Origin of the sequence: Hymenobacter sp. BT18, from assembly GCF_012273015.1 — a bacterium.
GTDB lineage: Bacteria > Bacteroidota > Bacteroidia > Cytophagales > Hymenobacteraceae > Hymenobacter > Hymenobacter lutimineralis.
This window is the reverse complement of the sequence record NZ_CP050954.1, coordinates 2610894-2636242: the sequence shown is the minus strand read 5'-3', so window position 1 is coordinate 2636242 and position 25349 is coordinate 2610894. Positions and strand designations below refer to the sequence as shown.

General features: G+C 61.1%; 28 protein-coding genes and 1 tRNA gene. 15 read left to right on the top strand and 14 right to left on the bottom strand.

All coding sequences use genetic code 11. From position 1 onward, the window contains the following. Positions 1 to 17 precede the first annotated feature (17 nt). From HER32_RS11145 to HER32_RS11135, 3 genes are all read left to right on the top strand, one after another. Complete coding sequence (locus HER32_RS11145) at positions 18 to 902, top strand: 3-hydroxyacyl-CoA dehydrogenase family protein (RefSeq protein ID WP_168681924.1); 885 nt, start codon at positions 18 to 20, stop codon at positions 900 to 902. After that, a complete protein-coding gene (locus HER32_RS11140; protein ID WP_232066231.1) occupies positions 889 to 1317 on the top strand; it encodes a hypothetical protein in 429 nt (142 codons plus the stop codon). Before HER32_RS11145 ends, HER32_RS11140 begins: the two co-directional genes overlap by 14 nt. Positions 1318 to 1413: 96 nt before the next feature. Next, positions 1414 to 1487 (top strand) — tRNA-Asn (locus tag HER32_RS11135). A gap of 261 nt (positions 1488 to 1748) precedes the next feature. On the opposite strand, the gene HER32_RS11130 is transcribed toward HER32_RS11135, so the two are convergent. After that, positions 1749 to 1979 (bottom strand): hypothetical protein, encoded by a 231-nt coding sequence (locus tag HER32_RS11130; protein ID WP_168681923.1) that lies wholly within the window; start codon positions 1977 to 1979, stop codon positions 1749 to 1751. Positions 1980 to 2061: 82 nt separating this feature from the next. On the opposite strand from HER32_RS11130, the gene HER32_RS11125 reads away from it, so the two are divergent. Beyond that, entirely contained in the window at positions 2062 to 2919 is an 858-nt protein-coding gene (locus HER32_RS11125; RefSeq protein ID WP_168681922.1) for a chromate resistance protein ChrB domain-containing protein, read from the top strand. Between the two features lie 103 nt (positions 2920 to 3022). Next, positions 3023 to 4360: a chromate efflux transporter gene (chrA, locus tag HER32_RS11120; RefSeq protein WP_149071037.1), complete on the top strand. Its 1338-nt coding sequence runs from the start codon at positions 3023 to 3025 to the stop codon at positions 4358 to 4360. A 100-nt stretch (positions 4361 to 4460) separates the two neighbouring features. Here the strand turns inward: chrA and HER32_RS11115 are convergent, their stop codons facing one another. Then, positions 4461 to 7337 carry a PAS domain-containing protein gene (locus tag HER32_RS11115; RefSeq protein ID WP_168681921.1) on the bottom strand — a complete coding sequence of 959 codons (2877 nt, stop codon included), beginning with the start codon at positions 7335 to 7337 and terminating at the stop codon, positions 4461 to 4463. Positions 7338 to 7727: 390 nt separating this feature from the next. Between HER32_RS11115 and HER32_RS11110 the strand changes: the two genes are divergently transcribed. After that, complete coding sequence (locus HER32_RS11110; protein WP_149071035.1) at positions 7728 to 8126, top strand: hypothetical protein; 399 nt, start codon at positions 7728 to 7730, stop codon at positions 8124 to 8126. Positions 8127 to 8221: 95 nt separating this feature from the next. On the opposite strand, the gene HER32_RS11105 is transcribed toward HER32_RS11110, so the two are convergent. Next, positions 8222 to 8527, bottom strand: a complete 306-nt coding sequence (locus HER32_RS11105; RefSeq protein WP_149071034.1) for a hypothetical protein — start codon at positions 8525 to 8527, stop codon at positions 8222 to 8224. A 155-nt stretch (positions 8528 to 8682) separates the two neighbouring features. Beyond that, on the bottom strand, positions 8683 to 10338 hold the full coding sequence (locus HER32_RS11100) for an MFS transporter (RefSeq protein ID WP_149071033.1): 1656 nt from the start codon (positions 10336 to 10338) through the stop codon (positions 8683 to 8685). Between the two features lie 153 nt (positions 10339 to 10491). On the opposite strand from HER32_RS11100, the gene HER32_RS11095 reads away from it, so the two are divergent. Both HER32_RS11095 and HER32_RS11090 read left to right on the top strand, forming a co-directional pair. Further along, positions 10492 to 10851: a VOC family protein gene (locus HER32_RS11095; RefSeq protein ID WP_168681920.1), complete on the top strand. Its 360-nt coding sequence runs from the start codon at positions 10492 to 10494 to the stop codon at positions 10849 to 10851. A 9-nt stretch (positions 10852 to 10860) separates the two neighbouring features. Then, the gene (locus tag HER32_RS11090; RefSeq protein WP_168681919.1) at positions 10861 to 11469 is read left to right on the top strand and encodes a DUF4269 domain-containing protein; all 609 of its coding nucleotides are present in this window, start codon (positions 10861 to 10863) and stop codon (positions 11467 to 11469) included. Here HER32_RS11090 and HER32_RS11085 read toward each other — a convergent pair. After that, positions 11466 to 12356, bottom strand: a complete 891-nt coding sequence (locus HER32_RS11085) for a hypothetical protein (RefSeq protein ID WP_168681918.1) — start codon at positions 12354 to 12356, stop codon at positions 11466 to 11468. The genes HER32_RS11090 and HER32_RS11085 overlap by 4 nt on opposite strands. A gap of 173 nt (positions 12357 to 12529) precedes the next feature. Between HER32_RS11085 and HER32_RS11080 the strand changes: the two genes are divergently transcribed. Both HER32_RS11080 and HER32_RS11075 read left to right on the top strand, forming a co-directional pair. Then, on the top strand, positions 12530 to 13501 hold the full coding sequence (locus HER32_RS11080; protein WP_168681917.1) for a fasciclin domain-containing protein: 972 nt from the start codon (positions 12530 to 12532) through the stop codon (positions 13499 to 13501). A gap of 112 nt (positions 13502 to 13613) precedes the next feature. Then, positions 13614 to 15188 carry an alpha/beta fold hydrolase gene (locus HER32_RS11075; protein ID WP_149071028.1) on the top strand — a complete coding sequence of 525 codons (1575 nt, stop codon included), beginning with the start codon at positions 13614 to 13616 and terminating at the stop codon, positions 15186 to 15188. Between the two features lie 81 nt (positions 15189 to 15269). Here HER32_RS11075 and HER32_RS11070 read toward each other — a convergent pair whose 3' ends face one another. The 3 genes from HER32_RS11070 to HER32_RS11060 all read right to left on the bottom strand — a co-directional run bounded on the left by HER32_RS11070 (position 15270) and on the right by HER32_RS11060 (position 18401). Further along, entirely contained in the window at positions 15270 to 16805 is a 1536-nt protein-coding gene (locus HER32_RS11070; RefSeq protein ID WP_168681916.1) for a M56 family metallopeptidase, read from the bottom strand. Further along, positions 16802 to 17170, bottom strand: coding sequence for a BlaI/MecI/CopY family transcriptional regulator (locus HER32_RS11065; RefSeq protein WP_168681915.1), 369 nt, complete (start codon positions 17168 to 17170; stop codon positions 16802 to 16804). The genes HER32_RS11070 and HER32_RS11065 overlap by 4 nt, the downstream gene beginning before the upstream one ends. Before the next feature lie 163 nt (positions 17171 to 17333). Then, the gene (locus HER32_RS11060) at positions 17334 to 18401 is read right to left on the bottom strand and encodes an NADH:flavin oxidoreductase/NADH oxidase (RefSeq protein ID WP_149071025.1); all 1068 of its coding nucleotides are present in this window, start codon (positions 18399 to 18401) and stop codon (positions 17334 to 17336) included. Between the two features lie 123 nt (positions 18402 to 18524). Here HER32_RS11060 and HER32_RS11055 point away from each other — a divergent pair, with 123 nt between their 5' ends. Next, positions 18525 to 19382 (top strand): pirin family protein, encoded by an 858-nt coding sequence (locus HER32_RS11055; protein WP_168681914.1) that lies wholly within the window; start codon positions 18525 to 18527, stop codon positions 19380 to 19382. A 117-nt stretch (positions 19383 to 19499) separates the two neighbouring features. Here HER32_RS11055 and HER32_RS11050 read toward each other — a convergent pair whose 3' ends face one another. Together HER32_RS11050 and HER32_RS11045 are read right to left on the bottom strand one after the other, a co-directional pair. After that, positions 19500 to 20006, bottom strand: a complete 507-nt coding sequence (locus HER32_RS11050; RefSeq protein ID WP_168681913.1) for a GNAT family N-acetyltransferase — start codon at positions 20004 to 20006, stop codon at positions 19500 to 19502. A gap of 21 nt (positions 20007 to 20027) precedes the next feature. Beyond that, positions 20028 to 21284, bottom strand: coding sequence for a TCR/Tet family MFS transporter (locus tag HER32_RS11045; protein WP_149071022.1), 1257 nt, complete (start codon positions 21282 to 21284; stop codon positions 20028 to 20030). 300 nt (positions 21285 to 21584) lie between these two features. Between HER32_RS11045 and HER32_RS11040 the strand changes: the two genes are divergently transcribed. Beyond that, entirely contained in the window at positions 21585 to 21968 is a 384-nt protein-coding gene (locus HER32_RS11040; protein WP_149071021.1) for an Hsp20/alpha crystallin family protein, read from the top strand. 93 nt (positions 21969 to 22061) lie between these two features. Here HER32_RS11040 and HER32_RS11035 read toward each other — a convergent pair whose 3' ends face one another. The 3 genes from HER32_RS11035 to HER32_RS11025 all read right to left on the bottom strand — a co-directional run bounded on the left by HER32_RS11035 (position 22062) and on the right by HER32_RS11025 (position 23273). Further along, on the bottom strand, positions 22062 to 22385 hold the full coding sequence (locus HER32_RS11035; RefSeq protein ID WP_149071020.1) for a hypothetical protein: 324 nt from the start codon (positions 22383 to 22385) through the stop codon (positions 22062 to 22064). A gap of 87 nt (positions 22386 to 22472) precedes the next feature. Next, the gene (locus tag HER32_RS11030; RefSeq protein WP_149071019.1) at positions 22473 to 22856 is read right to left on the bottom strand and encodes a hypothetical protein; all 384 of its coding nucleotides are present in this window, start codon (positions 22854 to 22856) and stop codon (positions 22473 to 22475) included. Positions 22857 to 23000: 144 nt separating this feature from the next. Further along, a complete protein-coding gene (locus HER32_RS11025) occupies positions 23001 to 23273 on the bottom strand; it encodes a VF530 family DNA-binding protein (RefSeq protein ID WP_149071018.1) in 273 nt (90 codons plus the stop codon). Positions 23274 to 23391: 118 nt separating this feature from the next. On the opposite strand from HER32_RS11025, the gene HER32_RS11020 reads away from it, so the two are divergent. The 3 genes from HER32_RS11020 to HER32_RS11010 are packed head-to-tail and all read left to right on the top strand — an operon-like array spanning position 23392 to position 24824. Then, positions 23392 to 24225, top strand: a complete 834-nt coding sequence (locus HER32_RS11020) for a glycoside hydrolase family 25 protein (protein ID WP_168681912.1) — start codon at positions 23392 to 23394, stop codon at positions 24223 to 24225. A gap of 20 nt (positions 24226 to 24245) precedes the next feature. Further along, positions 24246 to 24611: a septal ring lytic transglycosylase RlpA family protein gene (locus tag HER32_RS11015; RefSeq protein ID WP_168681911.1), complete on the top strand. Its 366-nt coding sequence runs from the start codon at positions 24246 to 24248 to the stop codon at positions 24609 to 24611. Between the two features lie 15 nt (positions 24612 to 24626). Then, entirely contained in the window at positions 24627 to 24824 is a 198-nt protein-coding gene (locus HER32_RS11010; RefSeq protein WP_149071015.1) for a hypothetical protein, read from the top strand. A 67-nt stretch (positions 24825 to 24891) separates the two neighbouring features. On the opposite strand, the gene HER32_RS11005 is transcribed toward HER32_RS11010, so the two are convergent. Next, a complete protein-coding gene (locus tag HER32_RS11005; protein WP_149071014.1) occupies positions 24892 to 25314 on the bottom strand; it encodes a DUF6799 domain-containing protein in 423 nt (140 codons plus the stop codon). Positions 25315 to 25349: the final 35 nt, after the last annotated feature.

Sequence of the window (25349 nt, the reverse complement as noted above, 5' to 3'; positions counted from 1 at the left end):
GCAAACCAACATTTCTTATGGATGCCTCTGCCCAACCTGCCTTAGCTGTTTCATCTGCCATCCGCACAATTGCCGTGGTAGGGGCCGGTACCATGGGCCTGGGCATTGCGCAGCTGTGCGTGCAGCACGGCTTCCCCACGGTGCTGTTCGACCTGAACGAGGAAGTTCTCACCAAAGCGCAGCAGGCTATTGCAACTGGCTTGGGTAAGTTGGTGGAAAAAGGCAAACTGGCCCCGGAAGCCCGCGACGAGGCGTTGGCCCGCTTGCGCCCCACTACCGACCTTACCACCGTTCAGGCCGACCTCATTATTGAGGCCGTGGTGGAAAAGCTAGCGGTAAAGCACCAGTTATTTGGGGAGCTGGCCATGCTTAACTCCCCAAACACCATTCTGGCCTCCAACACGTCGTCGTTGCCCATTACGCGGCTGGCTGCGCCCGTGCCGCACCCGGAGCGCGTGGTCGGTATGCACTTTTTCAACCCGGCTCCGCTGATGCCGCTGGTGGAGGTTATCAAAGGGGCCGCTACCAGCCCGGCCGTGGCAGAGTTGGTGTATCAGTTGGCCGTGCAACTCGGCAAGACAGCTGTGTACGCCGCCGATGCGCCTGGCTTTATTGTGAACCGGGTGGCGCGGCATTTCTACGTAGAGAGCCTGAAAATTGCGGAGGAGCAGGTCACCTCCTTTGAAGTAGTAGATGAACTGCTGGAAGCTTCAGGCTTTCGGATGGGCCCGTTCCGCCTGATGGACCTGATTGGGGTCGACACGAACTTTTCGGTGACTTCGGCCATGTTCGAAGCATTTCATTACGACGCCAAATTTCGCCCTAGCCGTATACAGCAGCAAAAGGTTGATGCCGGCCACCACGGCCGCAAAACGGGCAAAGGATTTTATGACTATTCGTAAGGCATGGCGCGCTACGCTACTGGTGGGGCTGCTAGCCGGCTGCTCCGATTCAGGCACGGACGCTGAACCGCAGATTCCGTTGGCCATTGTCAACGAAAGCCTGCTGCTCACCCAGCAGGAATACACCGCCCTGCGCTTTGACGGGGGCATGATTTACCATCCCGGCGGCGTACGCGGCCTGCTGATTATACGGCAAAGTGCCAGCGTGTACCTGGCTTTCGAGCGAAATTGCCCCTTCCAGCCCTACGACGCCTGCGCCCAGGTTGAAATAGATGCTTCTCGCCTCTTCCTGGTGGATAAATGCTGCAACTCCCAGTTTGACCTGAAAGGCCAAGTACAGGCTGGTCCCGCCCGGCGCCCCTTGCGGCAATATGGCACTGCCCTTTCCGGCAATACCCTGACAATCACAAATTAGGCTCCGCGCAAAAAAATAATTAGAGCATATTCTTGCACAAAGTGGTTTTCTGACCTAATATTGCACCCGCAACGGTAGCCAACTACCGCCATAACCGCTTCCTTAGCTCAGCCGGTTAGAGCATCTGACTGTTAATCAGAGGGTCCCTGGTTCGAGCCCAGGAGGGAGCGCACAAACGTGAGAAAGCCGCCTTAACCGGGCGGCTTTCTTCGTTTTCAGGCTTGCCGCATTCTCAGGGCGCTGCCTCTATTGAGTTGTTGGCTAGCCGGGCGTTTGAGTAGGAGGAGCTACTTGGCGCAGCTTAGGTACTAGTCGTTTATAACATTGGTAAATAGAAACGTAGGCTTGGGTACTGACTTTTGCCGTTCTATCTTCTGTTTTGGCCATGCCTCCCTCCGTTGTATTCTTATTTCCCAGTTCAAAGTTGCCTTCTACCTGGATGCGGCACGCACGCTGGCTGGCTCCGTGCTGAGGCTGAAAGTCAGGGCACAACAAGACTGATTGGCCTGACGAAGCTTGGCCCGTACGCGGTTCACCGTGACCTGCGTAATGCCTGAGTAAGAGGCAACGTGGCCCAGCGCCACGCGGTGCAGCAGGTGTGGATGCTGGGGTAGCAGGTTGATGTAGCGCTCCTCGGCCGTGCAGAACTGCCGGACAATCAACTGCTGCTCGGACTCTGAACAGGCCCGGGAAATGCTACCTTATGCTTCTTCTGGTAGCATCTGCCACGCCTTTTTCTGACTTATGCAGTGGATAACCCGCGAGCATCCTAAGATTGACCGATTAGCCTGCCCCTGGCTTATTCTGCGCTTCATCGACCCCGCCGCTGAAATTCTGTACGTCCCCGCCAATGCGGTGGTACCCACCGCGGCCCGCATTGGAGCTACGCCTTTCGACGTACCGGGTGTAGAGTTTACGCACTACGGGGCCGAGTGCACCTTCGATTATTTCCTGCGCAAATACCAGCTTACCGATCCGGCCCTGCACCTGCTGGCCCCCATTGTGCGCGGTGCCGATACCGACAACCACGCCCTGGCCCGAGAGGCGGCCGGGCTCTGGGCTATTTCGGCGGGGTTGGCCTACAACATCCGGGACGACCAGCAACTGCTTCAGCAGGGCTTGCTGATCTACGATGCCCTGTACAGCTGGGCCCGGCACCTGCAAGGGCAGCCCCACACCCAGCACGGCGAAGAGCAGCTGCTGGTTCAGGCCTACACAGCTTACCTGCGGCGCAGTAAAGACCGGGGCAGCGCGCCGCCAGCCTGGGCCGGACAGCTGCGGGAGCTGATCCAGGACCACGTAGATACTAACCTCACCCTGCGCCTCACCGACGTGGCCGACGCCCTCCAGGTTAACGCCACCTATTTGTCGCGGGAGTTTGCCCGCTACTTCGACAACCTCTCCTTTGGAGAATACAGCCGCAAGCTGCGCATCGACAAGGCCTTGCAGCTGCTGAAAAACCCTGCTTACTCCCTGGCAGAAATAGCCTACCTGACGGGATTTTCGGACCAGAGCCACTTCACCCGAATCTTTCGGCAGCAGACCGGCCAGAGCCCCGCCGCCTACCGTAAAAGCTCCCGGGGCCGCGTAAGCCCAGGGTAAAGATTCTTCCAGGAGAAAATTCTGTGCTATCTTCTTCGCCTTTCCTGCCTTAGCATTGCGCCTCCACAGCCCGCAGCACACCTTTCCTGGGGCGGTCCTTTTCATGCAACAGGTTCTTATCCCGGTGTCTAAGCCTACGTTCGCGGAAGCACTGCGCTTCTGGCTGAAGCTGGGCTTTATCAGCTTCGGCGGACCGGCTGGTCAGATTGGTATTATGCACACGGTGCTGGTAGAGGAGAAGCGCTGGATTTCCGACGCCAAGTTTCTGCACGCTCTGAACTACTGCATGTTGCTGCCCGGCCCCGAAGCCCAGCAACTGGCCACCTACATTGGCTGGCTGCTGCACGGCACGCGGGGTGGCTTGGCAGCGGGCATTCTGTTTGTGCTGCCTTCGGTGTTTATCCTGCTCGCGCTGAGTTTACTCTACGTCACGGTAGGTACGCTGCCGGCCCTGCAAGGCGTTTTTCTGGGGCTGAAGCCCGCTGTAGTGGCCGTTATACTGCTGGCTATGATGAAAATCGGGCAGAAGTCGTTGCTGAGCCCGCTACACTATGCCGTGGCGGCAGCCAGCTTCCTGGGGATTTTCTGGCTGAACATTCCTTTTCCCCTGCTCATCATCGGGGCGGCCGTGGTAGCCCTGCTGGCGCAGCGGTTCTTCCCGGTACGCCCTTCCTCGGAAGCTGCCCACGCCCGCGCTACCCAGGCCGAAGAGGGCTATTTTCTGACTACCCGCTCCATGGTGCCCGGCACTGGCTTTGCCTGGCCCCGCCTGCTGCGACAGTTGGGGGCCGCCCTGGGTTTGTGGGCACTGCCGCTTGGGGTGCTGGCCGGTACCACCCCCGATTTTTCCTTTTGGCGCATGCTCACGCTGTTCTTCACCCAGGCCGCGCTGGTTACCTTTGGGGGCGCCTACGCGGTACTACCCTACGTGGCGCAGGTGAGCGTGGAAAAGCTGCATTGGCTCACGCAGAGCCAGATGCTCGACGGCCTGGCCCTGGGCGAAACCACGCCGGGCCCCCTCATTATGGTGCTGGCCTTCGTGGGCTTTATGGGCGGCTACACGCACTTTGGCGGCTCCCTGGCCTTTGGTGCGCTGGGCCTGCTCACCACTACGTACTACACCTTCCTGCCGTGCTTTGTGTTCATTTTGGTAGGCGCCCCACTGATTGAGCGCACCCAGCACAACCCCCAGCTCAAAGCCGTGCTCAGCATTATCACAGCCGCCGTGGTGGGCGTCATCCTCAACTTGGCGGTGTACCTGGGCCGCAGTGTCCTCTTTCCGGCCGGGCCACTGCACTGGTCGCAGCTGCACTGGCCCAGTCTGGTGTGGGTGCTGGTGTCGCTGGTTGGGCTTTACCGCTTTAAGCTGAATCTGATTTTATGGATTGGCATCAGCGCGGTGGCGGGACTGCTGTATTACTTCGCACAGGCTGGGCACTAGCTGCCTAGCCTGGGGTCAGCTTGTTTCCAGGAGCTGCCCGGGCATTTTTCGGCAAGAGGCGCTGCCTTACTCGGGCCCACGGCACTTTATTGGTTGAGGCTTACTCGCCCGACCGGCCCAGCCAAATGCGGAAGGTAGCGCCCTCGCCTTCCTGGCTATCCACCTCAATGCGGCCTCCATTGGCCTGCACGATACGGTTGACCAGGTAAAGACCTACACCCGAGCCGGAAGTGTGCTGATGCAGCCGTCGAAACAGCTGAAACAACTCGGCACCGTATTTTTCGGCGTCGAAGCCCAGGCCATTGTCTTCCACCATCAGCACGGGCTGGCCAGCATCTACCCACACCGAAAGATGAATGCGGGCCGGGCGGGCCGGGTCGGCGTACTTGAGGGAGTTGCCCAGCAGGTTGAGTAGCACCGTGCGCAGGTTGGCCCGCGGGTACGCCAGGGTTGGCCAGGCCGCGAAGTCGGTAGTAATGCGTGCCTGGGCGGCCCGCACCTGCGGCTCCAGCACATTCAGCACTTCCTCCGTCAGCTCGGCCAGCAGCACCAGCTCCCCCGGAGCCTTGCCGGCCTGCTGGGTCTGGCCCAGCATAGCCAGGTCGTCGATGGTGACGCTGAGCTGATGGAGAGCCTGCTGAATGAGGGGAACCAACACCTGCTCTTCCTCGGGCTCTATAAACCGGATGCTGCGGTAGAGCTCCTCAAACAGGCCACTCAGGTTATTAACAGGCTGCTTCAGGTCGTGGGAGGCGGCGTACACGAAGTTATCCAGGTCTTGGTTGGTGCGCGTAAGCTCCTGGTTGGCGGCGGCCAGTTCGGTGTTGGCGGCCTGCACCTGCTCACGGGCCAGCACCTGCTCCGTTATATCGGTGACCAGGGTATAGAAGCCCGCCACTTTATCCTGCTGCACATCGGGGATGTAGCTGGTGCGGATATGCCTGACGAAGCCTTCCCGGTAGGGCATGCGGGCTTCAAAGTCTACCTGCTCCCCCGCCAGGGCCCGCGCCATGTAGCCCTGCGTGGCCTGGTAAGCAGCCTCCCCCACTACTTCCCACACGGGGCGGCCCAGCAACTCTGCGGGGTCGAGGCTGAACCAAGCCTGGTAGGCGCGGTTGGCAAACCGATAGCGGCGCTCCAGGTCGAGGTAGCCAATAAGCACGGGCAGCGCATCGGTTAGCAGGCGCAGCTGCCGGGCACTGGCTTCGCTGGCCTTGCGGGCGGCCACCTGCCCACTTACCTCCGTGGCCACCACCGCCACGCTGCTGATGTGGCCACTGGCATCGCGCAGGGGCTGATACACAAAGTTGAGGTACACCGTTTCCATGCGGCCATTGCGCAGCAGCTGGGCGGCCACTTCCTGGGCCACAAAAGGTGAGCCGGTGGCCACTACTTCGTCCATCAGCTCCTTGAACCCCTGGTCGCGCACTTCCGGCAACGCCTCAAGCAGGGGCCGGCCCACCACTTCTTCCGGGGTCCGGCCCCAAAGCTGGGCCACCAGCACGTTGGCTACCTCAATCAGGTAATCGGGGCCGCGAAAAATAGCAACGGCTACGGGCGCCTGCTCAAACAGGGCCTGTAGCTGCGCCTGATGCACGGCTGCTTCCTGCCGGGCCCGCACCTGCTCGGTTACGTCGAATGCGAAAATGGACACGCCCACTGGCTGTCCTTGTTCCTGGTAGGCCTGGTAAGTGAAGGTAAAAAAGGCTTCGGGCAGCAGGCTACCATCTTCGGCCGTTATCTGCAGGGGCATTTCGGCGCCGAAGTAAGGCTCTCCGGTCTGGTACACCTGGTCCAGGAGTTTCAGAAAGCCATACTCTGCTGTCTCTGGCAGGGCCTCAATCAGGGGCCGGCCCAACAGCTGTCGGCCAGGGAAGAGCTGCTGATAAGGAGCATTCACGAACTCGAACTGGTGCTCGGGCCCACGCAGAATGGCGATGCAAGCCGGCGTTTGGGCAAACACCTGGAAAAAACTCTCCCGCTGAGCGGCCAGCTGGGCCGTGGTGGCCTGGGCATCGGCCTCAGCCTGGGCCGCCTGCTGCTGGCTTTTTACTTTCTGCGTGGTATCCACAATAAAGGCCAGAATACCCTGGATAATCCCGCCCTCGTCAATCATGGGCTGGTATACCAGATCCACGTAGCGCTGTTCCGGCTGGCCGGCAGCATTCAGGAGTTGTACCGGTACCTCTACGCCCACGTAAGGCTTGCCGGTGCTGTACACCTCATCGAGCAGCTTCACGAAACCCTGCGCCAGCACTTCGGGCAGTACCTCGGCTACGGTGTGGCCCAGGCGGGGCCGCCCGCCCGCCAGCACCTGGTATGGCTTGTTGAAAAACGCGTAGCGGTGCTCCGGGCCGAGCAAGGTGGCCACCGCCGCCGGCACCTGACCCAGAATCTGTTGCAGGGTAAGTTCCTGTACCTGCACCTGCTCACGCTGGGCCTGGGCTTCGCGCAGGGCTTCCTGCAGGGCTTGAGTACGCTCCTCGGCCCGGGCTTCCAGTTGCTGATTCAGCTCGCGCAGGGCCTGCCCCGCTTGCTCCAGCGCGGCGTTGGCGGCCCGTAGCTCCTCATTGCCCTTCTGGGCCCGCACTTCCCGGGCATCGGCTGGCGGCAGGTGCGAGACCTGGGCCGGCAGTTCGCTTAACAGGTGTAGAATATAGGCTAACTGGCCTTGCTCGTCAGGCACCGGCACGTGGCGGGCCTGCCAGTAGCGAGCCGGAGCAGACGGGTAACGCAGGGGGGCCGTTTGGTGGGGCTGGCCCGTGCGCTGCACCTGAGCCAGAGACGCCGCCAGCTCGGGCGCGGCGGGGTTATCGGGGAAAGCCGCCAAGATGTTTTGCCCAACCAAAGTTTCCCGCCGGGTGTGCGTAGCGGCCAGATACGCGTCGTTCGCCGCCACAACGGTCAGATCGGGCGCCAGGAGCAAGCCGGCGTCGGGCAGGGCATTGAACACGCTCAAGGGCAGGGCAGACACCATGAAGCAGAGCAGCTGGTCGGGAAAGTAAACAGGGCAAAGCTCTGGAAAACACCAGGGGCCAGCCGCCGGAGGGCGTGAATATTCCTCTAAGTAAACAGATAAGTAAGCGGAAGAAGCCGGCAACCCAACTCCCTGCCCCTAACGCACGCCAGCGCGGGTGGTTGCTTTCCCGAAGCCCTCCGGCCCCATAAACCCGCCCCCAGGCCTTATCTGAACTCATACAGGGCCGCCAGTCTGGCTCCAGGGCCACCTGCAAGCGCTATCACATCATTATGTAGGTATGCCCAGGCAACGGTTGAAGCAAAATAAGCACCTAATAGGCAGTACTGATGCAGAGCTGAAACGCGAAGGTCAGCACGTTACCAACCTCCAACCTTTTCCTACTTTTCTATGAAAACGCTTTTGTCAACCCCCTCCCGTGTTCTGCTGCTTGGCGCCCTTGCTGCTCTGGGTTTTTCTTCCGCTGCCCAAGCCCAGGTGGTAGCGGCGTCGGCTCCCACCTACGTCAGCAAACTAGATGAAAATGTGTATCTGCTGCGCATCAGCAATCCAGCTCAGCAAAAGGGCCGGGTGCAGATTGTACGCATGCGCGACGGCGCCCGCCTTTCCGTGGGCCGCAGCAGCGAGGCCTCCTTCGGCTACAAGCTGAACGTGCAAAACCTGGTGGGTGAGCAGTATGAAGTACTGGTGAGCCTAGGCGCCAATACCTACCGCTACCCGCTCAACCTGTCGCCCAGCGCTTACCAAGCCGTAGTGCCGGCCAACGCCACTGCCCAGGTACGGCGCTAGCCCTGCAGCCCTGATTTAAACGCGAAAGTCCTCCCGCTACAGTTCCCGAATGGGTGCTGCAGCGGGAGGACTTTCTGTCTTTCGCTCCGGCCGGATTATGGCTGGGGCTTGGGGGGCATCTTCACATCGGGAGCATCTACCCGAATAACGCCCCGGCGCGGCGGCGCGGCTTTCTGCTGGCGCTTGGCCTTGCGACGGGCAGCCCACCGTTTGAACAAGCCCCGACGGCGTTTTTTACTGCGGCTGTTGCCGCGGTAGCGCTTGTAGTTGGGGCGGTGCACTTTGGGCGGGCCCAGCGTGGCGGCCTCGGGGCTGGCGCTGGCAGTGGGTTCTGCCGAGCTCATTTCGGGGGAGACTACCATCAGCAGCGCCAACAGCAGCAGGAAAACTAGTTTAGGCATAGGCCGAGGGAATGGGGTGGTTACGCAGCCGGGGCCCAGCCCAGGCAGTACGAAGGTGAGAAAATTTCCAAGACCAACGGAAGAGGGTCCGCCGCCTTGGCGTGTACTTGGCCCGCCACAGCAAAAGTAAGACCAAGTGGCCGGCACCTCCGGGGCTACTGTTGCCCTTGCATGTTTTCCACGTTGGTAGCCACCTCCACGTTGGCCGACTTCGGGAAAGCCAGGAAATGGGTAACGCGCGGCGGGGTCGTTCCAGTATGAAACTGGCGCACCTGCGCCCGAATTTGCGCGTCGTCGCGGGTGAAGCGCTGGTGCTGGCGCTCATGCTCGCCCCAGGTAGCCACGTAAAAAAACTCGATGATGCACTCAGGCCGCCCCAAATCGGTGAACACGCCGGCGCGCAGGGCCCCGTCGCGCAGGCGCAGGCGGGTGAGCTGGGCCGCCGCTTGGCGGAAGGCGGGCTGGTTGGCTACGGCCACCTGGTACTCCACCATCACTACTACGGGTCCGTCGTCGGGGTCAATATCGGGATGAACGTTGGGCACGGGCCAGGTGCCCGCGGGGGTGAAGTCGAGGTTTTCGGCCGGCCGCAGCGGAAACGGCAGCGCCAGCAGCAGACTGAGCAGCATCCAGCCGGCGGCCAGCAGCAAGGCCAGCGGCAGATTGGCCCGGTCGGCCAGCTCGCCCCACACAATGCTGCCCAACGACAAGCCCGCCTGAAACACCAGCATGTAGATGCTCACCACACGGGCCTGTACCCACTTGGGCACGTGCAGCTGCACCGTGGTGCTCAGGCTGGTCATCACCATCAGCCAAGCTATACCCGATAGAAACATGAGCGGATACAGCCAGTACACCGAAGGAATCAGGGCCAGGCCCACGTTGGTGCCCACAAACACCAGGGTGCCCAGCAGCACCCGCTGGTTGAACGACAGCCGATGACCAGCCCGCCCCATCAGGAAAGCCCCCGTGATGGCGCCGGCTCCCAGCCAGGAAAGCAGCACCCCGTAGGAGCCGGAGCTCAGCAGCAGGCGGCGGGCCGTGACCACCGAGAGCAGGGCCCACATAGCGCTGGCCCCGAAGGAGAAAGCAAAGGTGCGCACCAGCACGGCGTAAATGGCGGGAGAATACTGCACGTAGCGCAGCCCGGCTCGCAGGGCCCCCGTGAAGTTTTCGGCGGGGCCATTCGTTACGGTTTCGGCTCTTTTCCACCGGTACACCACCACCCAGGTAGCCACAAACGAGAGGCCGTTCAGCAGGAATACGTAGCCTGGTGAGTAGTACGCAATGATAACGCCACCTACCGCGGGGCCAATAGCCCGGGCAATGTTGTTGCTTACCCCGTTCAGGGTAATGGCGAAGGGCAACACCGGGCGCGGCACCAGCTCCGTGGTTACAGTCTGCCAGATGGGGGCGTTTACCGCCGCTCCCAAGCCCAGCAGGAAAGTAAAGGCCAACACGCCCAGCGCCGATACCTCCCCGGCCAGGGTAAGCCCCCCCAGCAAAAAGGCCACTACCCCCATAAAGCTCTGGGACACCAGCAACAGCTTGCGCCGGTCAATCAGGTCGCCGATGGCGCCGGCGGGCATACTGAGCAGGAAGGAAGGCAGGCTGGTGGCCGTCTGCATCAGGGCTACCAGCAGGGCCGAGGTGGTCAGGGTAGTGACGAGCCATACCCCGGCTACGTTCTGCATCCAGGTACCAATGTTGGAAACTACCGAGGCCAGCCAGATAGCCCGAAATACGGCGTAGGTGAACGGGGTGGTAAGGGAAGGCCGGGGCTCGGGAGAGGCAGCAGTAGCAACGGACATAACAGCACAAAAGAAAAGACCAGCGGTGAACGAAGGAGCCGGCAGCCTTTTGCCTACGGCGCACGGCCGGCCCGGGGTTGCAAACCACTATTAGCAGAACAACGCAGCTTCGGAATGCGCTATCTTGCCAGCCAACTTCTTTCCCGGTTTCTTATGCTCCTAGGGCTGCGCACCATCGTTTATACCGCCAGTAACCTACCCGAAGCCGTGGCCTGGTACCGCGCCGTGCTGGGCGAGGAGCCTTATTTCAACGAGCCATTCTACGCGGGCTTCAACGTAGGTGGCTACGAGTTGGGCCTGATACCCGACGGCCCTACCGGAACGGGTGGGCAGGTAGCCTACTGGGGCGTGCCCGACGCCGAAGCGGCATTTGCCCGACTTTTGGCGCTGGGGGCTACGCCGCACGAGGCGGTGCATGACGTGGGCGGCGGCATTTTGCTGGGCACGGTGCTAGACCCGTTCGCCAATGTGCTGGGTATTATTCAGAACCCGCACTTCCAGCTTCCTTCTTAAATTTCTGCAATGCCGCCCCGCAACTGGCATGAATTGGACTATCTGCGCACTGGCCCGGCCCGGCAGCAGCAGGCCTACGCTGCGCTGCAAAGCGCGGGGATATGGAGTCTGCTCAACGAGTTCAGGCCCACGCTGGCCGGCACCGTACCGCTGGACGTGGACATAGCTAGCAGCGACCTAGACGTGTTGTGCGAAGTACCCACCCCGGCCACGGCAGCTTTTCAGGCACTACTCCGTCGGCACTTCGGCACCAAGCCGGGTTTCGCGCTGGCGCAGCCGGTAATCGATGGATTCTCCACCACGTTGTGTCAGTTTCAACAAGCTGGTTTTGCCGTAGAAATCTTCGGGCAGGCTCGGCCCGTTGCGGCCCAGAACGGGTTTCGGCACCTGCTGGTTGAAGACCGGATCCTCCAACTGGGCGGACCCGCGTGGCGGACAGCCGTACGCCAGCTCAAGCAGCAAGGCATGAAAACAGAGCCAGCATTTGCCCGCCTTCTTGAGCTGCCCGGCAACCCCTACGCGGCCCTGCTGGCCCTGGAAGACCTATCCGAAGCGCAGCTGCACGCCTTGGTGATGGCGCGCACGGCGCATATCGGCGACCTGTTGCCCGGAAGCTAGAAGTTGTACGCTACGCCCAGGGAGCCTGCCGTAGACTTCCCAATGTTGCGGCCCGCTACGTAGGTACTAGCGCCCAGCACTACGCCCACGCCCTTAGCCAAGGGGCGGAAAATGCTGCCCCCCACACGAGCGTAGTCTACCCGGGTAGCGGTGAAGTTGCCATCAAAGCCAGGCTGCAGAATATCGGTGCCGGATTTGTCCGAATTCTGAAAGGAAATCCATCCTTCCACGTACAGCTTCAGCCCAGCATAGCCGGCTTTGGCCTCCGCCAAAAACGCGTTGGGTACCCGGCCGCTGCGCAGGCTGTAGCCGGCCTGCCCGGTCAGAAACACCCCAATCGGCGTTTTCAGGTGCGCCACGCCCAGGGCTGTACCCTTAGTGGCGCGGTTGCCAATGGCAATGATGTATTGCACCCCCTGAGCCGACTGGTAATTACTCAGCGGCGTACTTACGCCCACTGCGCCCAGCAAATCGAGCTGGCTGCTGCCCACCTCCGTAGAGTACCCCTTAAACTTCAAGTAAGCCGAAATATCCTGAAAGCCTTGGCGGCGGTTGGTATAGCCCTGAGCCTGCACTACCTGGTCATCGGCCTGCCCTTCCGAGCGAATGTAGGGCAGGCTGAGCACCACTTCCACCTTGTCGCTAAGGCCGTAGTTGGCAAACAGGTTGATGGACGAAACATTGATTTTTTTGAAAACCGGCACGGCATCCACCTTTTCCGGTACCAGGTACACTGCCGTGTACCGTTCCAGCGTGCCGCTTACGGCTACCGAGCCGTGGCCTTTACCAGCCATAAAGCCCGTGATGATGCTTTGAGCCTGCGCGCGCGGGGCCGCAGCAAGCAGAACGGAAGTGGCCAGGGCGGCCAGGGAGTAGGAGTGTGACATGAGGTGTGGTAACGAGAAGAGCAGTATATATTTAAAGCAGGCGATGTACGAAGCGCCGTACCCCCCGGATTGTTTTGCCAAACAAATCCGCCGGGCAGCTGCTTTCGTTAGTTAGCCGACCACGCTCTGCTGAGTCTGACTGCTTGTTCTGCCACTCCTCTTCCCTCTATTGCATGTTCTACTCTTTACGCTCCCGCCTGGGCGGGCTTCTCTGCGGCGGTCTTCTGCTGCTGGGCTGCTCTTCCCCCGATACCGACCCCTCTATTGCCGCGCTGGCCGTAGCCAACCCTGACTTCCAGATGCTGGAAGACGCCGCCGTGCGCGGGGGCGTAGTAGAACTGCTGTCCAACAAAAACCCGGCCCCGCAGAGCAACGGATTTTTCACCGTCTTCGCGCCCACCAACGATGCCTTTGCCCGGCTCGGTTTGCGGCAGGCAGCCGATCTGCTGGTTCTGCAGCGGCCATTTTTGCAAAACACCCTTTACTACCACGTGGCCAATGGCGCCCTTCAGGGCAGTACGCTGCAGGCGGGGGGCTCCTCGGGTTCGGCCCTGGGCGTAGCGCGGCGCTACTTCAAGCGCGGCAACGACACCTACGTGAACGGCTCCCGCATTCTGAGCACCGACATTGTCACGGCCAACGGCACGGTCCACGTCATCGATAAAGTGCTGCTGGCCACCAATGCCGACATTGTGCAGTCGGCCGTGGCCCTGAGCCAGGGGCAGGTTTTCGTGAAGCCGGAGCTGACCTACCTGGTAGAGGCCGTGCTGTACTGCGAGCTGGCCGGTGCCCTTTCGGAGGGTAGCCCGCAATACACCGTGTTTGCCCCCACCGATGCGGCCTTTCAGGAGCTGGGCCGCACCCTAGGCGTGGCCCTGGATAAGCCGGCGGATATCCGCAAACTGCCCAAGAACGTGGTAACCAACGTGCTGCTCAACCACGTGGTGCCGGGCGGGCAGTTTACCCCGCAGCTGCCGGCTTCGGCTACCCCCCTGGGCGGCAGCCCGCTCACCTTTGGGCCATTCACCAATGGTGTGCTCACCGTAAAGGGGGCCAGCAACCCCACCGCTGCTTCCATGGTTATTCCTGATGTGCAGTGCACCAACGGGGTGGTACACGTCATCGACCGGGTATTGCTGCCCTAGCTTTTTCCTTCATCAACCTGCACAGTAGCTGCGCGGCGCTACGCCGTTTGTGTACCAGCGTGACGGTGGCTACCTTACACGTTGCTAATACACCTCTGTTGCTTTTGCCGGAATGAAATTATTTTTTACCCGCCTGGGTTGGGGCTGCCTGTTGTGCCTGCTGGTCGCGCAGCTGGCCTCCGCACAAACCACTCCGCCCTCTCCCGCGCCTGCTGCTTCGGGGGCTTCGGCCCGCCTGCGCCTCGAAGGTCAGTGGCAGGGCCCGCTGCCCGTACCCGGGGGCAAGCTGGAGGTGCGCATTGCCATTACGGAGCTGGCCAACAACGCCTATTTTGCTTCTCTCGATGTGCCGCAGCAGCGCCTGAACCGCGTGCCCATGGAGGTGCTGGTGAAGGGCGACACCGTTACGTTTACCTCGGCTGAGGTGGGGTGCCGCTTCGTCAGCCGCCGCCTCCCCGACGGTCCCCAGCTCACGGGCCAGTGGGAGCAGCCCGGGTACAAGACGGCCCTCACGCTGCGCTACTCTCCTCTGCCGCCTCCGCCCAAGAACTTCAAGTTTCAGCCGCCTTACCGCATCGAGGAAGTAACCATCAGCGTGTCCGATGGCACCCAGCTGAGCGGCACGCTCACCACGCCGGCCGGGGAAGGCCCCTTCCCCGCCGTGGTTCTGCTCTCCGACATGGGCCTGCAAACCCGCGACGCCCCATTCGTCGACTATAACCTGTTTGGCAGCCTGGCCGATTACCTGACGCGGCACCGCGTGGCCGTGCTGCGCTTTGATGACCGCGGCACGGGCCGCTCCACCGGCGACTCGCGCCAGATTACCACGCCCCTGCGCGTGCAGGACGCCCAGGCAGCCCTCAACTTTCTGCGCACCCGCCCCCTGCTCGACGTTACGCGGCTGGGGCTGCTGGGCCACGGCGAGGGCGGCAACGTAGCCCTGCTCGCGGCGGCGCAGCCCCTGCCCCCGGCCTTCGTGGTTTCCCTCGCGGCAACGGGCGTAGTTGGCCGGGAGCATCTAGCTTACCAGCAGGCCCTGGGCCGGGCCGATGGCCAGCCCGATACGGCCCAGGCCGCCGAGGCCCGCCGCCAGGAAATAGCCCAGCAGGACATTCGGCGGCAGGCCGAGAAAATGCGTGCCACGGGCGCCAACTCCGCCCAGATTGAAACCTTCCTGGCCCAGCAGCAGATGCGCCAGCGCAGCGCCCAGAAAAAGCAGGTGGAGGCTAACCTCAAAAAGCAGCAGACGCTGATTGATGTCGTGCGGCAGACGGCTGACAATACCCAGGCGCGCGCCATTCTGGAAAATATGCTCCGCCAGTTCTATCCCGAGATGCCCGCGGCTCAGGTACTCTCCACAGCCGAGTGGATGACCACCCCCTGGTACCGCTATTACCTTGACTTCAGTCCGCTGCAGGGGCTGGGCGGGGTGCGCTGCCCGGTACTGCTGCTGCACGGTACCGAAGATGCCCAGGTGAACCCGGCCACCAACCTGCCTCCCCTCGAAAAAGCCCTGAAAAATAATGGCGACCTGACCACCAAGCGCCTGGAAGGCGTAAACCACCAGTTTCAGCCGCCCATGGTAGAATGGCCCTTAGTGGGCGGCCAGTCACAGCCCGTGTTTTCCCCTCTGGCTCTGGAAACCATTCACGACTGGATTCTACCCCCGACTGCCGCGGCTAAGTAACCGGCTCAGTCTTTAGCACCAAAGCAAAGGCCCGCTGCCATCCGGCAGCGGGCCTTTGCTTTATACCACCACTTGGGCAGGCTATTTCGTGGTGACGATGACCACGCCTTTGCTGCCTTTGGCACCATACTGCTTTTCCGCTTCGGTTCCTTTCAGCACGCGCATTTCCTTAATGCTGGCAGCTGAAATTTTGCGTAGGTCAGCCTCCGTGGTTTCTTTGCCATTCACCAGAATAAGAGCTTCGCCCATGTTGAGCTTTTCCTTGGGCGCTACCGCTTCTACCCGTTTGTTGAGGGCCAGCACGGCCGCCGAGTTGGCATTGGCCTTTGTGGTAATCAACACTACGCCATCGGCAGCTTGGTCGCCGAACAGGGCGCGGGCGGGCTCCCCTTTCAGTACGTGCATATCGGCCAAGGTTTTAGGATCAAGCTTATCCACTTCGCTTTTGGAGGTGGCTTTGCCATCGAGGTAGTACAGGGGCTCGACGGCAGCCACCTCCGCTACGGGTGCGCCCTTGGGGTCAAACAGCACATGCTCGGGGCGGCGGCCAATGGCAATTTCGGCCTTGTAGCGCAGATTGGAGCCATCGGCGGCCCGCACCTCCGATACACCGATAAGGCGGTAGCCCGGGTACTGCTGCACAATATAGGCCAGGGCACTGGGCGGCAGGGCGCTGATGGTCGTCGGTGTGGTCACGTCCGGGCCGGAAGAAGCCGGTGCCGCAACGGGTGCCAACACGGCCGAGGTAGCGGCGGGCGAGGAGAAGCTTAGCAGCCCTAGGGCCAGGGGCAGCACCAGCAGGTACCGGGCCGCCTGTTTACGGGAAGATTGGTGAGCATTCATCATTTGAATTCGGTTTTTGAGCGTGATAAAGGAAAAGGGTGTTACCAGCGCTGGGCCCGGCGCCAGGGTGCTCAGCCGCACGAGGCTGTATTGATATTGCTTGGCATCAAGCTGATGGGTGCGTAGCACTTCCTCATCGGTGATGAACTCCAGGTTTTCCTGCATGGCCCGGAGCAGCAGCCACGCGCCGGGGCTAAACCAACCGATGATGCGCAGCAGGTGGCCAGCCAGTACATCCAGCGTATGCCATTGCCGCACATGCACCCGCTCGTGCAAGAGAATGGCCGGAAGATCTGCAGGGCCGTGCTGGTCCGGGTTCAGGTAGATGGTTTGCCAAAACGAGAAAGGATTCACATCGGCCGCTACCTGGCGAAACGGCACGCCCACGATGACGGCGGGCCGGGAAGCCCGGTGCATGCCCGCCAATGAGGCCCCCTGCACCAGAAGGCGTAGCGCCAGCACCACCACGCCCGCCCAGTACAGGACCAGCAGCCAGCTACCATAATCGGGAGCCAAGTGAGCGGGCACACCATCAGCCTGTTGGCTATCGACAGCCCAGGCAGGGAAAACTACTTCGCGCAATACCGCCGGAGCCGGCAGCAGCACAGCTACATCCAAAACAGGGTACAGCAGCGAGAAAACGCCGGCCCCCAGCAGATAGGCCCGGTTGAGCTGGTGAAAGGTAAGCCGGCGCAGCAGCGCGTAGTACAGCCCCAGCAGCAGCAACAGCACCCCGTTGGCCTTCAGTAAGTAAAGCAGCAGGTCCGGTATCATTTCTGGGGAGGCTGCTTTTCAATCATGGCAATGATTTCCTTCAGCTCCTCGGCGCTGATTTGCTGCTCCTGCGCGAAAAACGACACCAGCTCTTTGTAGGAGTTGCGGAAATAGTCGCCCACAAAGGTGCCCAGGAACCGCTTCCGGTAGTCTTCCTCCGGTATCAGGGGAGTGAAGCGGAAGGTGTTGCCCAGCTTCTCGCTCCGCAGGTAGCCTTTGCGCTCCAGGTTGCGCACAGTGGAAGCCAGCGTAGTGTAGGGCGGCCGGGGCTCGGGCAGTAGCTCCAACGCATCTTTGATGAAGCCACCCTGTAGCTGCCAGAAGGCGCGCATGGCCTCTTCTTCGGGGGAAGTCAGTCGTTCCATAGCCTTATTACGAATCTTTCGTAATTCTACGAATATTTCGTAATAAGTGTGGCTATTGGCTGAGAATTATTTTCTCTAATTTCAAAAAGGGCTGTTTCCAGTTTGGAAACAGCCCTTTTTAACGTTTTATGAGTAGCTCTAGCCACTGCTTATTATCTAAAAGTTAGCGGGGTTTGGCTCGTAGGTACTGATCGGGCCAGGGCACTTCGGCGCCCAACGCCTGGGCCGCGTGCAGCGGGAAATACGGGTCGCGCAGCAGCTCCCGGGCCAGCAGCACCAGATCGGCCTGCCCGCGGGCTATAATGGCTTCGGCTTCCTGGGCCAAGGTAATGAGCCCTACCGCCCCGGTGGGCATGCCGGTTTCGCGGCGGATGCGCTCCGCAAACGGCACTTGGTAGAGTGGCCCGACAGGTATGGTTGCCTGGGCCACGTTGCCGCCCGTAGAGCAGTCCAGCAAGTCTACCCCATGGTTAAGCAATACTGCCGCCAGCGCCACCGAGTCGTCGACCGTCCAGCCGCCCGGGGTCCAATCGGTTGCTGAAATACGCACCAACAGCGGCAGCTCGGCCGGCCACACAGCGCGGGTGGCCTGCACTACCTCCACCAGCAGCCGGATGCGGTTCTCGAAGGAGCCGCCGTAGGCATCGGTGCGCTGGTTGCTGAGCGGCGACATAAACTCGTGCAGGAGGTAGCCGTGGGCCGCGTGCAGCTCAATTACCTGGTACCCGGCCGCCAGGGCCCGCCCGGCGGCCACTTGGAAATTGGCTACTACCTGCTGGATTTCAGCCACGGATAAAGCCTGCGGCGTGGGCTCCGCTGCAGTGAACGGGACCGGGCTGGGGGCTACCGTGGTCCAGCTCCCGGCTTGTTCGGGCAGGGCTTCGCCCCCTTTCCAGGGGCTGGCGTGGCTGGCCTTGCGGCCGGCGTGGGCCAGCTGGATGCCGGCCACGGCGCCCTGGGCTTTGATAAACTCGGTGATGCGGCGCAGGAAGGGAATATGGTCGTCCTGCCAGATGCCTAGGTCGTCGGGGGTGATGCGCCCGGCGGCTGAAACGGCGGTGGCTTCCTGAATGATAAGGGCGGCCCCGCCCACGGCCCGGCTACCCAGGTGCACGAGGTGCCAGTCGTTGGCAAACCCGTCCTGGGCACTGTACATGCACATGGGGGATACCACCAGCCGGTTTTTCAGGGTGAGGCTGCGAAGCGTGAACGGAGAAAATAAAGCAGGCATGACAGGTGGAACAGTGGGATGAAGGTGGATAAACTCCGGGCCGGGCCGCCAGGTTTTCCAGGCGGCGGCAAAACTATCTGGCCGGGGAGGCGGTATGCAGAAAGCCAGCCTTTTTTCCTTTCTATGCGCACCATCAAACAGCTGCACCGTGCCCAGAGCGCGCCCATTGCCGACCTCATCACGTACCGGGCGCTGCCCACCCGCAGCGTCGAGCACCTCGAACCGTTTTTGTTTTTAAACCACCACGGCCCGCAGGTATATCCGCCCAGCAACCGCGGGCTGCCCTTTGGGCCCCACCCCCACCGGGGGTTTGAAACCGTGACGTTTATTCTGGAAGGCGACATTATGCACCAGGACAGCGGCGGCCACCAGAGCGTGATTGAAGCGGGCGGGATTCAGTGGATGACGGCGGGCAGCGGCCTGATTCACTCCGAAGTTTCCTCGGACGCGTTCAAGCAAACCGGCGGCCCGTTGGAAATTCTGCAGCTGTGGGTGAACCTGCCGGCTAAGGACAAGATGGTGGCACCGCGCTACACCGGCCTGCAGGCCAGTCAGATTCCGGTAGTCACGCTGGACGAAGGGCGGGTGCAGCTGCAGGCAGTATCGGGCACCTGGAGTGGCACCCAGGGCGCGGTTGAGTCGCCGGCGGGGGTAGCCCTGGCTACGGTGCAATTTCAGCAGGGAGGCAAGCTCAGCCTTTCCATTCCGGCCGAGCACACTATCTTCTGCTACGTCATTCGGGGTAAGCTCCAGGTAAATGGGCAGTCCGCCGAGGCCCGGCAACTGGTGGAGTTCAACTACGACGGCAACGACCTGCACGTGGAAGCCCAGAGCGCGGATGCCGTGCTGCTGCTGGGCCACGCCCGCCCGTTTGGGGAGCCGATTGTTGCTTACGGCCCCTTTGTCATGAACTCAGAAGCCGAAATTCACCAAGCCTACGCCGATTACCAGGCCGGCAAGTTTGGCACCTGGCAAGAGTAAAGTATTCAGCCGCCTTGCGCAAGCCATCAACGAGGCTTTCCGGACAGGGCGCGGGCCGCTCAATTCCGGGCTCCGCAGCTAACCCCGGTTGGTTTCAAAGCAGGCAGTAGCGCCTGGCTAGTCGAGGCGTTTTTCGTAGCAGTAGAACCGCAGGCCCGGCCGGAAGGCCAGGGTAATTTCTCCGGCAAAGCGGTAGCCCAGCTTGGGGAACAGCCGCTGCGTAGCCTGGTTTTCGGAGTTAGTATCGACGCGCAGGCTGTGCAGCCCCCGGGCCCGGGCCAACGTTTCGGCCTGCTGCAGCAGGGCGGCGGCAATGCCCCGGCCCTGCGCGGCGGGGTCTACGGCTAGTCGGTGGGTAACCAGCGCTTCCTCGGCAGCATCCCAGTTGGCCTGGGCGTACTCGGCATCCTGGTCGGTGGTGAGGGCGGCTACGCCGGCGACCTGGCCTTCCCACTCCGCTACCCAGAGCTGCCCGCGGCTTATGTCCTGCCGGAATACAGCTGCATTGGGATAGGAAGCTTCCCATTGAAAGTTGCCCGCGGCGTGCATCAGGGGCACTACGCGCCGGATAAGCTGCTCAATAGCGGGCAAGTCGGGTTCCTGGGCGAGGCGAACGGTAAGCATCGTCAGTAAGTGGACAAGGGGTTAGTGTACCGGTAGGGCATCGGCGCCGGGCACTGCGGCGGACTCGGGCTGCCGGTATTGGGCCAGGGAGCGGAGCGAAAACAGCAGCCCCGCCAGGGCCAGCAGGGAGCCCAGCACGAAGGGCGCGCCGGGGAAATAGACCGGGGCGGTAGCGCGGGTGAAGTAAGCAAACAGATTCGTCATCAGCAGCGGCCCGATGATGGAAGTGAGGCTAATCAGGCTGGTCAGGCCGCCTTGCAGCTCGCCCTGCTCATTGGCCGGCACCTGCCCGGAAATAATGCCCTGCAGCGCGGGCCCGGTAATTCCGCCCAGGCAGTAAGGTACCAGAAAGGCAAACATCTGCCAGCTGCGCCCGGCCAGAGCAAAGAGGGTCAGCCCAATGACGTACAGCAGCAGCCCCACGTACACGGCGTTGCGCTGCCCCAGCCGCGGCAGCAGCACCCGGATAAGCCCGCCTTGCACCAGCGCCGTGAGCAGGCCTACCACCCCCAGCGAATAGCCCACCCAGGCCTCCGTCCAGCCAAACTTGAGCATAGTGTAGTACGTCCAGGTAGACTGCACGGCGTGGGCCCCTATGTACACGAGCACCAGGGTAATTACCAGCCCGGCCACCACCGGGTAGCGGCGCAGCTGTAGCAACGAGCCCACAGGATTGGCGCGCTTCCACTCAAAGGCCCGTCGGTTGACCGCCGTTAACGACTCGGGCAGCACAAAGTAGCCGTACAGGAAGTTGAGCAGGCTCAATACGGCTGCTACCACAAAGGGCGCCCTGGGCCCCAGATGGCTGAACCATCCACCCAGAGCCGGCCCAATAGTGAAACCCAATCCAAACGCCGCCCCCACAAGGCCAAAGTTCTGCGCCCGTTTTTCGGGGGTGCTTACGTCGGCGATGTACGCGGTGGCGGTAGTGAAGCTGGCCCCCGCGGCGCCCGCAATCAGGCGCCCCACAAACAGCCAGGCAATGGAAGGGGCCAGGGCCAGAAACAGGTAGTCGATGCCCAGCCCCAGCAAAGAAAACAGAAGCACCGGCCGCCGCCCATACCGGTCGCTGAGGCCGCCCAGCACGGGAGAGCACAAAAACTGCATGACGGCATAGGCAAAGGTGAGCCAGCCCGCATACTGCGCTGCCTCGCTCAGACCCTCGCCCGTGAGCTGCTCAATCAGCCGCGGCAACACGGGAATGATGATGCCCAGCCCAATCACATCAACCACAATCGTGATGAAGATGAAAATCAGGGCTTTTTTTCCTTTGTCCATATACAGTATACAGATGATGCTACGGGATATATACCAACCAGCCCGGCCGCCAAACGTACCGGCGGGCTGCGCCGCAGACAAAGATACCGGCATATGGCCGGGGGTTGCTACCCGTTTTAGCTTTTTCGGTGAGTCTCCCAATCCTGTTTGCAGAGAGAAACCGCGGCATAGCCGCCATTATGGCGTAAAAGGGCGTTTATAAGCCAGTTACCGGCCGTCATTCTGGCGCAAAAAAGCTCAGGCTTTGGGGCTGGTATGCCCTTTGCATAAGGGTATGCGAACCAAGAAAGGAACCAACCCATGAAGCTCATCAGCCCAGAATTTATTCGCACCATAGCTCCGCAACTCGACCTGCTGAACACGCTGGGTGGAGGCATTGCGCAGGCTACGATGCGCGTAGATAAGCGCGAGAAGGGCGTCGTTATCCGGGTAGCGGCGCCATCGGTGCATCCCGAAAACTTTCACGTGGTCTTGCACAACCAGCAGCTCACCGTGTATGCCGAGTACCGGCACGAACCAGAGGCCACGCTCGCAGCCCCCCTGTTTATCCGCTCCCTGGAGCTGCCCGATACCCTGGACCTGTCGCGCATTGACGCGGTGCACGAAGGCCCGGAGCTGCTGGTCCGCATTCCGTACCAGGATGCCACCAACCAGCCCCGCGAAATAAATATCCGTCGTCAGTAACCTGCCGTTCTGCGGCTCTATATACCGCCGGGACCGACCGGCCTCAGGTTTCCCAGCCACTGCCCCAGGCAGTGGCTTTTTTTTGCCGTAAGCTTAATTAAACAGCGGTATCAGCAGTACAAAGCCCGTGAGCAGGGCCAGGTAAAACCAGCCCATCACCTGTCCGCGGTAGCGCCGGGGCAGGCGGTTGCTCAGCAGCAGCATTGCCCCAATCAGCAGCGCGAGGTAGAGCAGCAGAAACACCACCGTTTTCACCCAGTTGCTGACGATGGTATTTTCGGGTTGATACTGGTTGGTTTCGCCCAAGCTGGCCGTAAGGAACCGAAGCACGTAGAATGCCCCCGTCTCGAAGGTCAGAAACCCCAGCAGCCCCAGCAGCAAAGCCCCAGGCCCCGATTTTTCGGCAATGTCTTTCATAAAAATTCCTAAACGGCAACGCCCACAAAAAAGCCAGCCGCGGGAGGCGGCTGGCTTCGAAAATACGACTTACTGCCGTTGCAGCGCTTACTTGGCGCCGTTGGCCTTGTAGTGAAGCGTCAGGGAGATTTTACCATCGGGGGTGGTTACCGAGTGCGTATCGAAGGTGCGGCCCCGCTCCTGCCAGGTAGCGTCCTTCACCAGGGTTTTGGCGGGACGCAGCTCGGCGGGTACCGTGCCTTTCCAAACGGAGGTTTCGTTGCCGGAAGGCGTAATCAGGTACTGCGTCTGGTTCATGTTTACGCAGGTGCTCAGGCCCGTCAGGTCGGCCGTCATACACACCGAGCGGTCGGTTTTCTGCACGAGGGCGCCATTACCTTGCTGCACGGCCTGGGCCGTAGCGTTGGTGCTCACTACAAAAGAGCCGGCAAACAGGGTGAGGGCGGAAATATTGCGAAGGAAGGCGTTCATAACACAGGGGGTGAAAGGTGAAAAGGTCTTGCTGCCGGAGTGGTTGCAAGACGCGTACCAGGAACCGGCACGCGGGGTGGAATGAGCCCCTGTACGTAGAATAAAATTTTGTGTTATAGAAATAAATCTATATTAAACAAGCAGTTACGGCTTCTTCCTACCCAGCACTTCGGCCGTACGCGCCTGCACGTACAGGGCCTCTACCTTGGCGCGGGCCCAGGGCGTGCGCCGCAGAAATGTGAGGCTGGACTTGATGCTGGGGTTCACGGCAAAGCAGTTGATGCGGATACGGCTGTCCAGCTCGGCCCAGCCGTAGTGCAATACCAGATACTCCAGGATTTGCGCCAGCGTGACGCCGTGCAGCTCACGAATTAAGTGCCCTGATTCGTCGCGGGCATCATCAGCGGTAGAAGCCATAAGCAAAGGATTGGTTTCGCACAAAAGTACGGTATTCAGGTACGCTGGTCGGCTATTTGTTGGCGCTTCGGGCATCAGAAACCATGCTTCCTGCGTTACTTCGGCTATGCAACCGTCTGTGAGCCGTTCCCGCCCTGCTGCTACGCGCCGCCACAAATCCCGCTGGGGGTTGGCGCTGCGGAGCCTGGCTGTGCTCCTGCTACTAGGCGCACTGGGTTTCTACCTGCTCTACCAGCGCCAAGTGCATCGCTACGCGCGCCGGGCCTACGCTACGCTCATCAGCCACCGCCTCACCGGGCAGGAGCGCACACCCCTGCTCACGGGCTACACAGTGCATGGCATCGACGTGTCGGCCTACCAAGGGCATATCAACTGGACACGGGTAGCCGAAAACAACGTCCGCTTTGCTTTCCTGAAAGCCACGGAAGGCGTAACCCTGCGCGACGCCCGGTTTCAGCGAAACCTGCGAGAGGCCCGGCGCGCGGGCATCTACTGCGGGGCTTACCACTACTTTCAGCCTAACTACGATGGGCGCCAGCAGGCCGACTTATTCGTAAAAACCGCCGACTTGCGGCCCGGCGACCTGCCGCCGGTATTGGATGTAGAAGCCCAGGAGTTTCATGATGTGGCCCAGATGCGGCGCGGCATTGCTACCTGGCTGCGCCTGGTGGAGCGGCACTACGGCGTGCGGCCCATTTTGTATTCCAACTATAGCTTCTACCGCCGCTACCTGGCCGGGCACTTCGACCAATACCCACTCTGGCTGGCCCACTACGAGGTAGAAAAACCGGCCCTGGGCCGTGAGAAGTGGATTATCTGGCAGCACTCCGATGAATCCTACATTCCGGGCATCAAAGGCACCGTAGATTTCAATGTGCTGCAGGGAAATTTCCAGAACCTGCTGGCCCTGCGCATTCCGGCCTCCCGGCCCCGCCCGGCGGCCTCTCACTAGCTTTGCCTATTATTGCCGGTATGCGTTTGTTGATTTTTTGCCTTTTCCTGAGTGCACTTGCCGGCTGTGCCGGCTCCCGGGCTTTTACCCAAACCGGGCAGGCCTCGTACTACGCCGATAAATTTAACGGCCGAAAAACCGCCAGCGGCACTGTGTACCGGGCAAGCAAGCGCACGGCGGCGCACAATACGCTGCCCTTCGGCACCATCGTGCGCGTGACCAACCCGCGTAACCACCGCTCCGTGAAAGTTACCATCACAGACCGGGGCCCGCATGCCAAAGGCCGCATCATTGACTTATCCCGCAAGGCAGCCCGCAAGATTGGCATTGTGGAGGCTGGGGTGGCCCCGGTGCAGCTGAAAGTGGTGCGCGCTGCCCACCCATAATTATCCCCTCAGAAGATGAGAATTCGTAAGAAAGTGCAGTGGGTACCCGCCCCATCAGCCGGCCGGTTTGCTTTACTTGGGGCCTTCGTGAAAGCCGCCGAAGCCCAGAAGTGGACGGAAGCGGAAGTGCAGTTCGTGATTAACGAAGTAGTAGAAGCCACTTCTGATGCCGAAGCCCGCGAAATCCTGCAGGATTACACCCTGCCTCAATAGCAAGCGGGGTACTGCGGCATGACAGCCGCAGTACCCCGCCAGAAAAGCTTCCAGAAGCCCAATTGGCTTAACGGCCTTTGCGCTTGGATTTCAGCTTTACTTTGGTGTTTTCTTTCACCACATTCATCAGGCTATCCTGTTCGGCTTTCATGGCTACCGTGGTGAGGCGGCCGCTCAAGGACATAATATCGCCCTCTTTCATCATCACACGCGTGCTGTCGCGCATGATAACGGTGCCATCGGCTTTGATGGTGGTGCCATTCACGAGCTGCTCCGTGCGGGAAACCGGGTCGGTGTGGCCATTGCGGGTTACCATCAGCTTGCCATCCTTCATGGCATAGCCTTCTTTCAAGGTAATACCCTTAGGTGCAGCTGCTTTGGGCTTGGGGGCTACCGTGCGGCGGGGTGGCAGTTTGGTTTGAGCCTGCACAGACGACCAACAGCCAAGGGCCAGCAGCAGGGCCGTAGTGGTCAGCATAATACGTTTCATATCAGCGAAGGTAAGGGGTGGAAAACAAGGTGGGA